The sequence below is a fragment of the Halogranum gelatinilyticum genome, from assembly GCF_900103715.1.
GTDB classification, from domain to species: domain Archaea; phylum Halobacteriota; class Halobacteria; order Halobacteriales; family Haloferacaceae; genus Halogranum; species Halogranum gelatinilyticum.
In genome coordinates this window covers 297,876-312,695 of the sequence record NZ_FNHL01000002.1, presented here as the reverse complement: position 1 = coordinate 312,695, position 14,820 = coordinate 297,876, and the positions used below count along the sequence as shown (strand labels likewise).

The following is a 14,820-nucleotide window of genomic DNA, read 5'->3' as shown; positions in this document are numbered from 1 at the left end:
AAAGCGCTCCGAGAGAGACCGCGAAGACGCTGCCGAATGAGGTGCTATCTTAACCCCTACCGTGTAACTGCCACGCATGACCGACTCCGATGTCGACATCGCGGTCCTGCGACAGAAGATCCACGGGATGTCCGCCGACGGCTACATCGACGCACTGCGCGAGCGGCTACCAGAGAAGAACATCGTCTACGGGCAGACGCCGGCAGAGGAGCGCGAACTGCTGAAGGAAGCCGAGATTGCGGCCGGCTTCAACGTGCCCGCGAAACTGCTCGACGACGCCGAGAACCTGCAGCTCTTCGCCTGCTCGTTCGCCGGCACGGGCCATCTCCCGATGGACGCACTGGAGGAGCACGGCGTCGCCGTCACCAACGCCTCAGGCGTCCACGGGCCGAACATCGCCGAACACGTCCTCGGGGCCATCCTGAGCTTCACCCGCGGCTTCCACACCGCGTGGCGTCAGAAGGAACGGACCGAGTGGCGTTCTTTCGAAACGCACGAACTCCAGGGAAGCACCGTCTCGGTCGTCGGTCTCGGCGCGATCGGCCAGACCGTCCTCGACCGCCTCGACGCCTTCGGCGTCCACACGGTCGGCGTCCGCTACAGCCCCGAGAAGGGTGGCCCTGCCGACGAGATTCTCGGCTTCGACGAGCTTCACGAGGCACTCGCCGTCTCGGACTACGTCGTCATCGCGGCCCCCCTGACCGACGCGACGGAGGGGATGTTCGACGCGAACGCGTTCAAGACGATGAAGCCCGAGAGCGTCCTCGTCAACATCGGCCGCGGTCCCATCGTCGACACCGACGACCTCGTCTCCGCGCTCAAGGGCAACGCCATCCGGGGTGCCGCACTCGACGTCACCGACCCCGAACCGCTCCCCTCGGACCACGACCTCTGGACCTTCGACAACGTGCTCATCACGCCGCACAACGCCGGACACACCCCGAACTACTGGGAACGGCTCGCCGACATCCTCGCGCGCAACGTCGAACAGGTCGAGGAGACGGGGAGCTATGAGGACCTGGAGAACCAGGTAAACTAAGAGAACTAGACGACTTCGTTCCGCAACGTCCCGACTCCATCGTAGGTAATCTCGATCACGTCGCCGGGTTCGACGGTGCCCGGATTCGCCGGACTACCGAACGCGATGGCGTCGCCCGGCCGAAAGGTAAAGCGCTTCGAGAGATACGAGACGACCTCGTACGGGCCGAACAGCATCAACTCGGTGTTGGCCTCTTGGCGACGCTCGCCGCTGACGTCGGTGTGCATATCGATGCTTCGCGGGTCGAGGTCCGTCTCCAGCCACGGGCCGAGCGGAGCCGAGCCGTCGAACGCCTTTCTGGCCGTGCGGCCCTGTTGGTCCAGCGCGTCGACGTCGTTCATTATCGTGTAGCCACGGATATGGTCGGGAGCCTCCTCCGGCGAGAAGTCGTGGCAGGTGTCGTCGATGACGGCGACCAGCTCGCCCGCGTAGGTGAGTTCCTCGGTGAACTCGGGGTACGGGATTGGTTCCTCGTGGGCGATAACGGATGCGGGAGGCTTGATGAAGAAGTCCGGTTCCTCCGGCCGCTCGTACTCCATCTGTTCCAACGTGGCCGCGTAGTTCCGGCCGACGCAGTAGAGTGCCGACGGCTCACACGGCGCGAGCAGCGGGCCGTCGTCGCCGACGACGTACTCGCCATCGTCGGTGACGACGACGCCGTCGCGGTATTCGCCTTCACGTGGTCCCTCGGGGGTCTGGATACGCGCACGTCTCATGGCTGGTGGTTGGTGGAGTCGGACAGAAAGCTGTGGGGGTCCGTCGGCCACCGAGTGAGGCGGGTCGCCTCGGCTCAGAACCCGAAGATCGGGACGAACCGGAAGGCGAGATAGGAGCCAACCGTCGCGATGGCAGGCACGACGTTCTGCATCAGGACGACGCGGGCGGTCGTCACGGGGTTGAACAGTGCCCCCGGACTGGGGATGTCGTCGACGTCCTCGGCACCGATCGGGGGGAGCGGTTCACCCTCCTCGTCGGCCGCCAGCGCGTCGACCGTGACCCGTGCGCCGCCGTCGCCGGTGACGACTTCGGGCGCGGTCAGCGGTCGGGTCGCACGGCCCCAGCCCAGCCCGACAATCGACATCGTCGCGATGATGACGAAGCTCGCGGGGATGCCGAGTGCCGAGAGGAAGACCACCAGCGTCGAGGAGACCGACGCGACGACGATGGCGGCAGTCAGGGGGAGTTCCGTGATGTCGCTGCCCATCGTCTCCAGGGTTCGTCGGGCGATGGTGAACGCGCCGATGGTGACGGCGACGCCGCCGAAGATGATGGCCGGGTTCATCGCCAGTTCGCCGCTGCCGACCAGCGGTGCGACCGCGTTGGCGATGTTCGAAGTGCCCGAGGAGAAGGCCATCAGACAGCCGATGGCGACGACCGTGAAGGTCCCGCCCAGCTCCCGGCGGTTGGTCGTCCGGTGGACCCGCGGGATGGGAATCAGCCCCGAGCGGTCGATGTCGAACAGCGGGCCCGTACTCCGCTCCATCGCGACCATCTCGTTCAGCCGAGCGTAGAAGTACCGGCCGATGATCAGCGAGACCCAAAAGCCGATGATGGGCGAGACGACCCACCAGACGACGATCTCTCCCATCACAGCGAAGTCCAGCACGCCACCGGCCAGCCCGAGACCGGCGATCGCACCCACCGCGGTCATCGAGGTCGAGGCCGGGACGCCGAAGACGTTGCCGACCAACAGGGCGATGCCGATGAAGAAGAGCACCGCGATGGAAGCTTCGAGCGTGAAGACCCCGGTGTCGACGACCAGTTCACTGCCGAGTTTCGTCACCACGTTTCGCCCGAGCGTCCAGGCACCGATGAAGAAGAACACACCCATCAGCCCCGCGGCGACGGGCTTCGAGATCGCGTCGGCACCGACGGCAGGCCCGAACGCCGGTCCCGTGGTCGAGCCGCCGATGTTGTAGGCGACGAACATCGCGACGACGACGCCAGCGACGAGGAGTACGCTGCTCATCGATCCTCAGTCTCGTCGTCGTCGGTTCCGTTGTCTTTGGCTTCGTTGTCCTCGGTCTCGTCGTCGTCGGCCTCGTTGTCTTTGGCTTCGTCGTCGGCAGCCTCGTCCGCGTCACCGTCCGCACGCTCGGCCGCTTTCTGTTCTTCCAGGGTCCGCTCGACCGTTTCGTCGACCTTCTCTTCGACGGTCTTCTCGACAGTCTCGTCGACTTTTTCTCCCACAGTCTTCTCCACCGTCTCGTCGACCTTCTCTTCGACAGTCTTCTCCACCGTCTCGCCGACCTTCTCTTCGACGGTCTTCTCCACCGTCTCGCCAACTGTCTTCTCCACCGTCTCGCCGACCTTCTCGTCGACAGTCTTCTCCACCGTCTCTCCGACGGTCTTCTCGACAGTCTCGCCGACTGTTTTCTCCACCGTTTCGCCGACCTTCTCGTCAACTGTCTTCTCCACCGTCTCTTCGACAGTTTCGCCGACCGTTTTCTCGACTGTCTCTCCAACCTTTTCGTCGACTGTCTTCTCTACCGTCTCTTCGACGGTCTCGCCGACGGTTTTCTCCACCGTCTCGCCGACCTTCTCGTCGACTGTCTTCTCTACCGTCTCGCCGACGGTTTTCTCCACCGTCTCTCCGACCGTTTTCTCGACTGTCTCGCCGACAGTCTTTTCGACCGTCTCGCCGACCTTCTCGTCGACTGTCTTCTCTACCGTCTCGCCGACGGTTTTCTCCACCGTCTCTCCGACTTTCTCGTCGACCGTCTTCTCCACCGTCTCACCAACCGTCTTTTCGACGGTCTCGTTGACGGTCTCCTCGACAGTCTCCTTGACGGCCGTCGTCATCCAGTTCGGGTCGAACCGGGCCATCTTCCAGACGACATGGAGGACGTAGGAGACCAGCACCCCGAACCCGAACGCCAGCCCGATGGCGTTTCCGGCGACGACGATCAGCCCGACCGAAATCGCGATCAACAGCCCGTAGGTCAAGTCGACGATGGAGTCGACGCGACTCGGGTTCACGACCCACCCAGGTCGAAGGCCATCTGCCTGCAAAGAACGGACCGGGACTCAATAACTGTGAAAAAACTCATACGGATTATAAACTGCGCTCGCTCAAGTAATTTGGCAAAGACCACTGTTCGCCGAGCGTGTCTGTCAGATGACCTCAGGAGAGAATATCGTCGTCGCCAACAGACCGAACAGTAGAGTCAGCAAGGCGACACGAAAGACACCGGCGACGCGCCGTCGCCGTTTCGGCAGGGATTCGGCGACCCCGGAGAGGGCAAAGCCGACTGCGACGGCCAGTGCAGTAACCGACGGTGACGCACCGAGCGACCAGTAGTAGACGTAGCTGCTCAGAGAGAGTAGTGACCCGGCGAACAGTGCCACCGTATTGGGACGTCCGGACGGTTCGTGAAACACAGTCCGATTCAGTATGGAGGTCATGAGGTTCAACTCGGGGTACTATTCACATGATTCATACGGGATTAAAATTTGACCAATCTTCCGGCGTGATCCCCAACGAAGTAGATTGATTGGCTAACCACTATTTTCGATGAGTGATAGAAATTCAGTATGTCTCTGATTACGGCTGCCGGGTTGGCAATCGATATTCTCGGAGCGTTCATCCTCGTTATTGCTGACTTACCTAACCGGCGTCAAGAGTTCTCCCGGTATTGTCCTCGGATCAAGCACGTAGAGAGGGTGAGACGAGAGATGACGACCAAAGAAGGCGGTGGTGAGGTCTGGCTTCGGAAGGGGGATAAAGCGCACGAAGAGATCTGTGACATCCTGGAACAGCATCTGGAAAGAGACGTAAACGGAGACATTCGGTCAAATCGAATTGGTCGGCAGAGATACACCATTAGCATTCCAGATGGAGTAGAATACCGTGATTCACCTCTTCGTCGGAAGGAATTCTCGGCCACTGTGAAAGATTGGGAGGCCCGGTATATTCGTCGTCTCGGGATTGGCGTGTTAGCTATTGGGTTCGCTCTTCAGTTTGTGATGGTGCTAGGCGGATAGTCGATTCGCGCCCTGTGTTCAGCACGTCCACAGTAATACAACAGTAGACAGAGATTCTCGTTTCCGTTCTGAGAACGACACCCAGTCAAACCGCTTCTGAAGACACAGGTATTGTACCACGAGCGAACGGAGTGAGCGAGTGGGCCGACGACTGAACGGAGGACGGCGAAGCCGTCCGAAGAGAAGGAGGAGTGCTTTTGATCGAGCTTTTGCCGAGGGCTGGCGAAGCCAGCCCGCAGAGCAAAAGGTCGTCCCTTAGACCCAGCCTTCTTCGACGAGCAGTTCGCCGTTCAGCACCGAGGCACCGGCCGCGCCGCGAATCGTGTTGTGCGCGAGGCAGTTGTACTTGATACCGTTCGCCGTCGACTGGATGCCGCCGGCGGCGACGGCCATGCCGCCTTCGAGGTTGCGGTCGAGCCGCGGCTGCGGGCGCATCGGGTCGTCGAAGACGTGAATCAGCTGTTCGGGCGCGCTCGGGAGGTCGATACCGGGGAACGCTTCCATCGCCTCGGCGACCTCGTCGACGCTGGGGTCGTCGGCGAGGTCCGCGAAGACGGATTCGAGGTGGCCGTCGAGCGTCGGGATCCGATTACATGAAGCGTTGACTTCGGCACCGTGGAGGCTCAGTTCCGCGCCGTCGAAGGAGCCGAGCAGCTTGCGGGATTCGGACTCCATCTTCTCCTCTTCGCCGCCGATGTGCGGGATGGCGTTGTCGATGATCTCCATCGAGGTGACGCCGTCGTAGCCCGCGCCGGAGACGGCCTGGAGGGTCGTGACGTGGACGCGGTCGAGGCCGAACTCGTCGAGCGCGGCGAGCGTCGGGACCATCGTGATGGTCGAGCAGTTCGGGTTCTTGATGAGCGCGCCGTCCCAGCCGCGCTCGTCGCGCTGGACCTCGATGAGACCGAGGTGGTCGGCGTTGATCTCGGGGATGGTGAGCGGCACGTCCTCGGCCATCCGGTCGTTCGAGGAGTTCGAGGAGACGACGTAGCCCGCCTCGGCGAAGTCCGGTTCGACGTCGGCGGCGACGCCCGACGGGAGCGAGGAGAAGATGAGGTCGAGGTCGTCGTCGAGGGCGTCGGCCGCCGTGGGCTGGACTTCCATCTCGGCGACGTCGTCCGGGATGGGGGTGCCGACGCGCCACTTGGCCGCCTCGCGGTAGCTCTTGCCCGCGCTGGACTCGCTGGCGGTGACCGCCGCGAGTTCGAACGTCGGGTGGCCGTCGAGAAGCTGGATGAATCGCTGGCCGACTGCACCGGTTGCACCGAGGATTCCGACTCGTACTGACATTGCTATGCGATAGGGTGACAATAGCTTAAGGCGGTTTGGATTCCGGGTGGGGCGGCAGTATCTGCCGAGACTGTCGAGAGAGGTCACACCGACGACATTGGATCTGAGCACGTCGCCGTTGCCGACGACGCAGTCGACGCCGACACGTCGAACGGAACACGTTTGTGGGGTCGTCGTCTACCCTCGACTGCACACCTTTAGTCCCCGCCCGAGTTCTTCCACCTTGGAAGCGATGACCGCGCGGCGAACCCGGGTGTGCGACATTCCAGGGCCACGTACTGAGTGGCCATCCGACGTCGGCGACGACGACGGACAGGACTCCGTCCGCCCCAAAGAGACGAGTGCCCGGCACGAGGGTTTCCCGGTTGACTCGGCATGCTGCCATCGGGATGAGACCGGCCGTTAGTGTTCCGGGCAACAGTTCTGATTCGACGAGCGGTTGCTGCTCTCCGGTTACACGAATTAAGTGATGGGTTCAGTACGTCTCGACGGCGACACCGAGACGCTCGAAGCCGTCGACGTTCCGGGTCAGCACAGGTTCGTCGAGGACGTCCACCGTTCTCCTGATGATGCAGACCCGGATGAACATCCGGTTGACAGCGAAGAGACCGACCATCCGCGCGAAGAGAACTACGACAGCGGGAACTCGCAGAACGCGTATTGGTGGACTCGCAAGTGCGTGTGATACGCCCGTGAGTCAGTCACTCCAAACCAATCCCGTCGCGATGACCGACGAGGCGGCGGATTTCTGGCATAGGCACCAACAAATCACCTCGCCTCATTTTTGACGCTTAACTAAACACGACCCGTGGACGGGGGGATTCGGTCCCCACGCCATGTCGACAAGGCCACCGGTGTCCGTGCGGATTCAACGGTCGGGGCGGCCCCACCCGGGGTGCGACCCCACGGTCACTCGTCAGGGGGCGCCCGAATCAGTCGTCGGTAGGTGCGGCCTCTGGAGGTTCGTCGGTCGACTTCGGGTCGATTCCGCGGCGGTTCGCGTCGAACTCCGAGAGGCCGTAGACGAGTCCGACCAGGGAGACGCCGCCGACCGCGAGCAGGACGAACGGCGTGATACGGGTGTACCCCCACACGAGCATCAGCACGATCGCCACGAGGACGACCGTCGCTGCGTAGTAGAACTGCGTACGGACGTGGTCGATGAGGTCGGCACCGGTGAACGTCGACGACAGCACTGTCGTGTCGGAGATAGGGGAGGAGTGGTCGCCGAAGATGGCCCCCGAGAACACCATTCCGACGATGGCCGCGACCATGGTGTGGCTACCGGTGAGGTCCCAGGCCACCGGAACGGCGATCGGGGTGACGATGGCCATGGTCCCCCAAGAACTCCCCGTGGAGAAGGCGATGAACGCGGCCGTAATCAGCACCGCGACGGGCAGGATCTCGGGCGAGAGGAACTGTCCGACGAGAGTCGAGATGTACGCGCCCGTGCCCAGTCCGCCGTCCTCGACCGGCGCGACGACGTTGCCGATGCTCCACGCGAGGACCAGAATCGTCACTGCTGTCAACATGATGCCAAACCCGTCGATGGTCGTGTCGACGCTCTCGCCCAGCGATAGCAGGTTGTACACGTATCCGAGCACGTAGGTCGAGACGACCATCGCGAAGGAGCCGAATATTAACGCCACCGCGTAGTCGGCACCCGTGACCATATCGTACAGCGACGCCCCCGGTTCGTAGCCGGTGTACAATGCCGAACCGATAGTGACGGAGATGAGCACGACGATGGGCAAGAAGAACGAGATTAGCCGTGGGTCGTCGATGTTCGGCGTCCCGAGTTCGGATTCGACGTCCTGCATCGGTCGGGCGTCGTCGCGGGTCACCTTGCCGGTTCTGGCGGCGCGGTGTTCGGCGGTGAGCATCTCGCCGAAGTCCCGCTGGGTGAGCACGACGATACCGACCATTACGATGGCCAAAATAGCGTACATGTTGTAGGGGATCGACTGCAAGAAGATCCCGAAGGAGTCGGGAATCTCACTCTCGGCCAGGTTCGTCGCCTCGTAGCCCGACTCGATCATCGACAGCTGGAACGCGACCCACGAGGAAATCGCCAGCGTCGCGACCGGCGCGGCGGTCGAGTCCACCAGGTACGAGAGTTTCTCCCGTGAGATGTGCAGATGGTCCGAGACGTCTTTCATCGTACTCCCGACGACGGCCGTGTTCGCGTAGTCGTCGAAGAACAGCACGACCCCGAGTATCCACGCCGCGACGCCGGCCTTGCGTTTCGTGTCGATGCGTTCGAGCGCGAAGTCCCGGACAGCGTGCGAGCCACCCAGCCGCCAGATCATCGCGACAGACGACCCGAGCAACAACGTGAAGATGATTATCTGGGCGTGAAAGACGCTCTCACCGACTGCTGCCGCGATCCAGTCGAACGTCTGTCCAAGCCCGACACCACCGGTGAGGATGACACCCCCGGCCCAGACGCCGACGAACAGCGAGAGGACCGCTTTTCGAGTGGCGATCGCGAGAACGATGGCCAGCAACGGCGGGATGAGCGATAGTGCCCCAAACTCTGTCATATGTGCACATACTACACAAGATTATATAAAGGCCATCCAACAGTCGAACAGTTATATAAATACCATCCAACAGTCGAGCCCGAATTTAATGCGCTGGCTCTCGAGGGTAGGCCATGACCAAAGTTCTGGTTCCGTTCGACGGTTCGAAGCTCGCAATCCAGGCCCTCCGGTTCGCCTACGAGCGCTTCCCGGAGGCGGAGGTGACGGCGCTGTTCGTCGTCGACACGAGCGTTACGTACCAGCCCGAAAAGTACGTGGGTGTGAAACTCGGCGAGATTTACGAGCAGCGCAAGAAGGAGGGCGAAGCGATGCTTGAGGAGGCTGAGGCGGTCGCTGCGGAGTTCGACGCGCCGCTGACGACGGCGATCGAACAGGGCCGACCGTGGCAGGAGATCCTCGACTACGTCGACGATCACGACGTCGACCACGTCGTTCTCGGGAGTCACAGCCGTGATTTCCTCGAGCGGTTCTTCGTCGGAAGCGTCGCCGAACGCGTCGTCGATCGGATTCCGGTTCCAGTCACCCTCATCCGGTAACCGGCGAGTGCTGGCCGTCGAGGGGTCCGTCGTCACTCCTGACCGGACCGGCCGACTCGACCGGTCGCCCATCGAGAGCGAGTCAACGGATGTCAAATGGCTGAATGCTGTGGTGTATACCTCCTCTGAATCGGCCACACGTATCCAGATGGACTTTTGAGTGGTCGTGTAGACACTGCTGAATCCAGGTCGCGGTTCTCAAAACTAGATTGGGTCGAGGTTGTCAGGAACGCCAGCGCATAGGTGCGTCAAATTCTGCGGTCAGTATCTGGGATGGCGGACTTCGACTTCTCCAGAATCTACTAGTAGTATGTCGATTGATAGTGTTCCGGGCAACAGCTCAGACTATCGGAGATACGTCTCTACTGCTTCTGCGCCGCGGTCGACGAACGAGCCCGTCACGCGACCTTGCCACGCGACGAAGTCCTCGCGTCGAGGCGAATGAACAGCCCACGGTGAGACGAACGACTGCAGAGGAACACCACCGACCCCCCAGCGTTCGTCAGCGAGTGCAATCGAGTCGGAGTACTCTTTCGTCGAGATGGCGACAGCGATGTACTGTTCACCGTCGAACGGATGAGTGTCGTTGCTCACGATGAGCCAGGGTCGCTGCCGGTCGTCGCCGAGTTTGAATGGATCCGCGCTTCGAACGACGTCACCACGCTCTGGTTGTATCTACGTCGTGTCCTCGCTTTCGTGGTGCTCGCTCGGATGGGGCGTCTCCGGTGCGGTCGTCTCCCACTCGTCGACGTCGATCCCGTCGTCTTCGTCGTCGAGTCGGCTGCTAACGGTGTGTAAATCGTACGCGGCCGTGATTCTCTCTTCGTCGTCCGTAATCGCCCAGTATTCGCCCTTGTGCCGGACCAGCTGACGCTGCTTCAACCGTGACAGGGCAGTTCCAACAGTGTTCGGGCGTTCACCGATAGCACTGGCAATCTCCGAGCGAGTGAACGCTTGGTCACGATGTGTATGGAGATAGACGACTACCTGTTCTGGAACGCTCGGTCCCTGTGGAAGGTCTCCAGACTCGAAGTCATCGATACTCACGGGCATGGTCTGAGATTCGTGTGCCGACGTAATCAGTGTACTGCCGTACCTCTGTAGTCGCGCCTAGCAGTTTACCAATCTCCAGTGTTCCGGGCAACAGTTCTGTCTACTACCAGATTCATCTCTGCATGACGCGTACTGTCTGAATTCCTACTCCCGAAGCAGGTTCCAAAGAGCGGTACGGGTCTACCTCTCGACGGATTCGCTCGGAGCCGTTGCACGCTCAGTGCTCCCGTCCGGAGAGAGTCCGAGTCGTCGCTTATGGTCCCGCATCGGGACCATCTTGGCGAACTTCCCGATGCCGATGGGCGGGACGTTCCGGAAGAAGGTCTCGAAGGAGTCGCCGTCGACGACGTAGAGTTCCGCCCAGAACCCGAGCCCACCGTCCGGGTCGGCCTCCTCGTTGTACCACTTCCACGCCGGGATATGCGGGCCGTCAGGGTCTGTCGCGAACCGTTGGAGATCCTCCAGCGAGCGCCAGTACTGCATCGCCGCCCCCTTGCGGAACCCGAGGAATATCGGGGTGTAGCCGAGGAAGCCGCTGTCCGGGTCCGCCTCCAGTTGCTTGAACATCTTCGCGACCTTCCAGTTCGCAATAAGCCAGTGTGGAAGCGCGCGGAGCTTGTTGAGCCGCATCCCGTTGATGTAGATCACGAAGCCGTCGTCCATCTCCGCAGCCATCCGTTCTCGGAAAATCCCAGTCATGTCCCTGTATCTACGCTGCCTGAGGGAATAAGCGAGACAGCCGAACGGGAAGCATGGGAAACACTGTCCGCCGTGCGGCCGTCCTATCCGTTGCGAGACTCGCTTGAGCGCGAGTCGCCGAGCGCTGCCCGTATCGCTCGACGGTATCGGGCGGCGAGGGCCGTCACCACGAGCCGGTCGCGGTCGTTGACGCCGAGGACGACGAGCGTCCCGACGTACGTCACGGCACCCACGACGAGTCCGACGGCGACCGCCTCGACACCGCGCAGCGTCTCACGGACGAGCAGCATGACCCCAGTCGCAGCAGCACCCGCCGCGAGCGGTTTGAAGAACGTCGCGTCGAAGGGCCACAGCCCCTCGAAATGCCGCAGGAGACCGACCTGGATACCGTTCTGCACCGCGATGGCGATGGCCGTGCCGAGTGCCGCGCCGGGCAGACCGAACGCGCTGACGAACGCGAAGGTGAGAAGCGTGTTCAGGACGGCAAGGAGCCAGTCGAGCACCATCCGGGCGTACTGGTGGTCGGTCATCATGAGCAGCCAGCCCGTCGCGCCGACGGCACTGCCGACGAGCACCCCGCCGAGATAGACCACGAGCGGGAGGTAGCCGGTCGTAAAGGTCGGGCCGAAGACGGAGAGGATCGCCCGGCCGTAGACGACCAGCACCACGAGAATCGGGACGACACAGGTGACGATGAGCCGCGTCACCGCCGTGTAGACCGCATCGAGCGTCTCCATCTCGTCGTTGGCGTACAGTTCCGATGCGACCGGCGGGAGAAGCATATTGAACGAGAGGAGCGGAATCCACGCCAGCGAGACGAGGACGAGCACGACGTTGTAGACACCTGCGGCCTTCGCGGTCAACAGGAAGCCGACGAGCAGCACGTCCACGCGGTTCTGAAACACCTTCCCGAGACTGCTCAGGGCGATGGGTCCCGAGTGGTTGTAGAACCGCCGTGCCTCCGAGCGCGCACCGGCGAGCGTCGGGCGGATGTCGCTCGCTGCGATGACCATCGGAAAGCCCACGACTGCGAGCACGGCCATCCCGGCGACGAACCCGCCAGCGACGCCGACGACCGAATAGCCCAGCACCGTCGCCCCCACGGCGACGGCCAGTTTGACCACCGGGCGGAGCACGCGGTTGAACAGTACCTCGCCGCGGGCCGACTGCACCGCCCGGAGGACACCGGCGTGAATCCGCACCACGCCGACGAGGACGACCAGTGCCGCAAAGAGCTGTATCGTCGGCGGAAAGTCGGGGTGTGCGACCGTCGCGTCGTTGAGCCAGCCGCTGGTGAGCAGCAAGCCACCGGCGATGGCGACGCCGACGACCAGCGTCGTCAGATACGCCAGTCCCACGACGCGACCCTGTCGGTCCGGGTCGCCGTCGTACGCGGAGAGATACCGCTGGAGCGTCGCGACCGACCCGAGGTTGACGAGCCGGAACAACAGCTGGGTGACGCGCCAGGCGAAGGCGTAGACGCCGTAGACGACGGGACCGAACCCCTGTGCGAGCACGTACTCGGTCGCCGTCGTCAGTGCCCGCTGGAGGGACTGTCCGCCGGAGGTGACGACTGCACCGTGGCCGATGGTCAACAGTGCGTCGCGTTCGTCGTCGGGGATCTCCTCGGCAGAACTGTCGTCGGTCGGAACGTCGTCGGATGTCTCGGTGGCCACTGTCGCGTGTCTGAAAATTGCTGGCGTCGCCGATAAGTCGCGCGATTCTCTCGTCAGCGACTGCGGGCAGTCGCCGTCAGTCGGCCGCCTGCCCGCCGTCGACGGGGACCGTGTGGCCGGTGATGTACGAGGCGTCCGACGAGCAGAGGAATGCAACATAGCCCTTTGGAGGCCGAATGGCAGCCGATGAAAATGGCAGCTGATGCGAATAGCAGGCGATACAGATGGCAGCCGGTGCAAAAGCGCGTCTAGTCGGCGCGGAACCGAATTGTGATACCGTCCGGGTCGGCGAGTTCGAAGCCGTCTTCGGCGTCGCCGCGGTCCGTCACCTCGGCCCCCGCCTCGGCGAGTCTCCGTCGCGTCGTCGCGAGTGTCTCGTCGTCCGGAACGATCACCTCGAACCACGCGAGACCGCGGCCGCCGACCGGCTTCGACCGGCCGTTCCAGACGTTGAGACCGAGATGGTGGTGGTAGTCGCCCGCGGCGAGAAACAGTGCCGAGGGCAGTTCGGTCTGGACGCCGAAGCCCAGCGTCTCGGTGTAGAAGTCGCGCGCCGCGTCCAGCGAGGTGGTTTCCAGATGGACGTGGCCGACCGTCGTCCCGGCGGGCGCGCTCGCCGACCCGTCGGAGGCGGCCGCGACCTCGCCGATGTCGAGCGGTATCGTCCCGATGTCGGCCGTCCCGTCGTCGTTGCGGGGCCACTCCTCGCGCGGTTTGTCCCAGTAGAGTTCGACCCCGTTGCCCTCGGGGTCGCTGGTGTAGAGTGCCTCGCTCACGTAGTGGTCCGAGGCACCGCTCAGCCGCCAGTGCTCTCGCACGCGGTCGAGCGCGGCACCGAGCGCGGCGCGCGAGGGAAACAGGAACGCGTTGTGGAACAGCCCCGCTCCGTCGCGGTCTCTGGGCGCTGCCTCGGCGTCCCGGCGCAGGACGAGCAGCGGCGTCCCGTCGACGCCGAGCGTCGCCGCGTCGTCGTCGTGTGTCTGGACCGTGAGACCGACGACGTCGCGGTAGAACGCGACCGTCTCGTCGAGGTCGCTGACGGTCAGGGCGGTGCGGCCGATGCGTGCGGTGTCAGGGACGGCTGGGGAGTGAGTCATGAGTGTGAAGCGTGGAGGCTATCGAGGGAGTCTCTCCGGAGAAACGCCACGAGGTGGGGAATAGTCGTCGGTGTCGGTGATGTTGTCAGTGTCGCCAGTGTCGTCGATGTCGTCGGCGCGGTGGTTGGCCGACGGAGTCAGTAGCCGACGCCGAGCTGTGTGTGGACTGCCGTGCCGTCTTCGAGCACGTCGGCAAAGGCGACGGCGAAGTCCTCCATCGAGATGCGGCTCTCGCCCTCGTCGTCGGCGACGAGTTCGCCTTCTGCGGTCCGGTACTCGCCCGTGCGCTCGCCGGGTTCGATGAACGCCGGGGGCGCGAGGTAGGTCCATTCGATGTCCTCGGCCGCACTGATGACGTCGTAGGCCTCGATGGCCGCGCGGGCGACCGGCTCCCACTCGTCGGGGAAGTCCTCGGTGTCGACGAGCTGGACGCCGGGCGCGACTTCGAGGATGCCCGCGCCGCCGGTCCAGACGAGCCGGTCGACGCCCGCCTCGCGGACGCCCTCGACGACGGCCTCGGCCATCTCGACGAGAGCCGCGACATCTTCGTCTTCGGAGGGACCGAGCGCGGAGGCGACCGCGTCGTGACCCGCCGCGAGTTCGGCGACGTCGCCCGCGTCGGTGGCGTCGCCAGCGACGGTCTCGAAGTCCGGGTCGTCGATTCCGTCGACGTCGCCGCTTCGGGAGACGCCCGTCACCGCGTGGCCGCGGTCGAGCAGTTCGGTCGTGATTCGTCGTCCGATGCGTCCGCTTGCGCCGAGTAGGAGTACCTTCATGGTGTCTGTTGGGGTGGTCGAAAGTCACCGCCGACCCACCGCGGGTGAGCGGTCATCTCTTCACACCAGGTATTGGTGCGTGACCTTCATATAGCTCAGCGAACGTCGACTTGACCAGGTAACACCG

At 63.2% G+C, this 14,820-nt stretch carries 16 protein-coding genes and 1 pseudogene; 3 read left to right on the top strand and 14 right to left on the bottom strand.

Annotated elements, in window-relative coordinates; all coding sequences use genetic code 11:
* Positions 1–76: 76 nt before the first annotated feature.
* On the top strand, positions 77–1,039 hold the full coding sequence (locus tag BLR57_RS08135; protein ID WP_089696460.1) for a D-2-hydroxyacid dehydrogenase: 963 nt from the start codon (positions 77–79) through the stop codon (positions 1,037–1,039).
* A 5-nt stretch (positions 1,040–1,044) separates the two neighbouring features.
* On the opposite strand, the gene BLR57_RS08130 is transcribed toward BLR57_RS08135, so the two are convergent.
* The 4 genes from BLR57_RS08130 to BLR57_RS08115 all read right to left on the bottom strand — a co-directional run bounded on the left by BLR57_RS08130 (position 1,045) and on the right by BLR57_RS08115 (position 4,387).
* Positions 1,045–1,755: a fumarylacetoacetate hydrolase family protein gene (locus tag BLR57_RS08130; RefSeq protein ID WP_089696457.1), complete on the bottom strand. Its 711-nt coding sequence runs from the start codon at positions 1,753–1,755 to the stop codon at positions 1,045–1,047.
* A gap of 74 nt (positions 1,756–1,829) precedes the next feature.
* Positions 1,830–3,008 carry an inorganic phosphate transporter gene (locus BLR57_RS08125; RefSeq protein ID WP_089696454.1) on the bottom strand — a complete coding sequence of 393 codons (1,179 nt, stop codon included), beginning with the start codon at positions 3,006–3,008 and terminating at the stop codon, positions 1,830–1,832.
* Positions 3,005–4,018 (bottom strand): hypothetical protein, encoded by a 1,014-nt coding sequence (locus BLR57_RS08120; RefSeq protein WP_089696452.1) that lies wholly within the window; start codon positions 4,016–4,018, stop codon positions 3,005–3,007. Before BLR57_RS08120 ends, BLR57_RS08125 begins: the two co-directional genes overlap by 4 nt.
* Positions 4,019–4,153: 135 nt before the next feature.
* Positions 4,154–4,387 carry a DUF8011 family protein gene (locus BLR57_RS08115; protein ID WP_244509959.1) on the bottom strand — a complete coding sequence of 78 codons (234 nt, stop codon included), beginning with the start codon at positions 4,385–4,387 and terminating at the stop codon, positions 4,154–4,156.
* Positions 4,388–4,573: 186 nt separating this feature from the next.
* On the opposite strand from BLR57_RS08115, the gene BLR57_RS08110 reads away from it, so the two are divergent.
* Positions 4,574–5,023 carry a hypothetical protein gene (locus BLR57_RS08110; protein ID WP_089696446.1) on the top strand — a complete coding sequence of 150 codons (450 nt, stop codon included), beginning with the start codon at positions 4,574–4,576 and terminating at the stop codon, positions 5,021–5,023.
* Positions 5,024–5,278: 255 nt separating this feature from the next.
* On the opposite strand, the gene asd is transcribed toward BLR57_RS08110, so the two are convergent.
* The 3 genes from asd to BLR57_RS08100 form a co-directional block, all read right to left on the bottom strand.
* On the bottom strand, positions 5,279–6,313 hold the full coding sequence (asd, locus tag BLR57_RS08105) for an aspartate-semialdehyde dehydrogenase (protein ID WP_089696442.1): 1,035 nt from the start codon (positions 6,311–6,313) through the stop codon (positions 5,279–5,281).
* A 475-nt stretch (positions 6,314–6,788) separates the two neighbouring features.
* Positions 6,789–6,929 (bottom strand): PIN domain-containing protein, encoded by a 141-nt coding sequence (locus BLR57_RS18880; protein WP_211603197.1) that lies wholly within the window; start codon positions 6,927–6,929, stop codon positions 6,789–6,791.
* Between the two features lie 316 nt (positions 6,930–7,245).
* Positions 7,246–8,856, bottom strand: a complete 1,611-nt coding sequence (locus BLR57_RS08100) for a Na+/H+ antiporter NhaC family protein (RefSeq protein WP_089696439.1) — start codon at positions 8,854–8,856, stop codon at positions 7,246–7,248.
* 113 nt (positions 8,857–8,969) lie between these two features.
* On the opposite strand from BLR57_RS08100, the gene BLR57_RS08095 reads away from it, so the two are divergent.
* The gene (locus BLR57_RS08095) at positions 8,970–9,392 is read left to right on the top strand and encodes a universal stress protein (protein WP_089696436.1); all 423 of its coding nucleotides are present in this window, start codon (positions 8,970–8,972) and stop codon (positions 9,390–9,392) included.
* Between the two features lie 345 nt (positions 9,393–9,737).
* Here BLR57_RS08095 and BLR57_RS08090 read toward each other — a convergent pair whose 3' ends face one another.
* From BLR57_RS08090 to BLR57_RS08065, 7 genes and pseudogenes are all read right to left on the bottom strand, one after another.
* The gene (locus BLR57_RS08090; protein WP_089696433.1) at positions 9,738–10,067 is read right to left on the bottom strand and encodes a hypothetical protein; all 330 of its coding nucleotides are present in this window, start codon (positions 10,065–10,067) and stop codon (positions 9,738–9,740) included.
* Positions 10,068–10,445, bottom strand: a complete 378-nt coding sequence (locus BLR57_RS08085; RefSeq protein ID WP_089696430.1) for a cyclic nucleotide-binding domain-containing protein — start codon at positions 10,443–10,445, stop codon at positions 10,068–10,070. It abuts the gene before it with no gap.
* Between the two features lie 180 nt (positions 10,446–10,625).
* On the bottom strand, positions 10,626–11,144 hold the full coding sequence (locus BLR57_RS08080; RefSeq protein WP_211603192.1) for a monooxygenase family protein: 519 nt from the start codon (positions 11,142–11,144) through the stop codon (positions 10,626–10,628).
* Positions 11,145–11,227: 83 nt separating this feature from the next.
* Positions 11,228–12,820, bottom strand: a complete 1,593-nt coding sequence (locus tag BLR57_RS08075; protein WP_089696423.1) for a lipopolysaccharide biosynthesis protein — start codon at positions 12,818–12,820, stop codon at positions 11,228–11,230.
* Positions 12,821–12,896: 76 nt separating this feature from the next.
* Positions 12,897–12,983, bottom strand: a pseudogene (locus tag BLR57_RS19970) (SDR family oxidoreductase); the annotation flags it as partial.
* A gap of 85 nt (positions 12,984–13,068) precedes the next feature.
* On the bottom strand, positions 13,069–13,917 hold the full coding sequence (locus BLR57_RS08070; protein WP_089696420.1) for a VOC family protein: 849 nt from the start codon (positions 13,915–13,917) through the stop codon (positions 13,069–13,071).
* 137 nt (positions 13,918–14,054) lie between these two features.
* Positions 14,055–14,693 carry an NAD(P)-dependent oxidoreductase gene (locus BLR57_RS08065; protein ID WP_089696417.1) on the bottom strand — a complete coding sequence of 213 codons (639 nt, stop codon included), beginning with the start codon at positions 14,691–14,693 and terminating at the stop codon, positions 14,055–14,057.
* Positions 14,694–14,820: the final 127 nt, after the last annotated feature.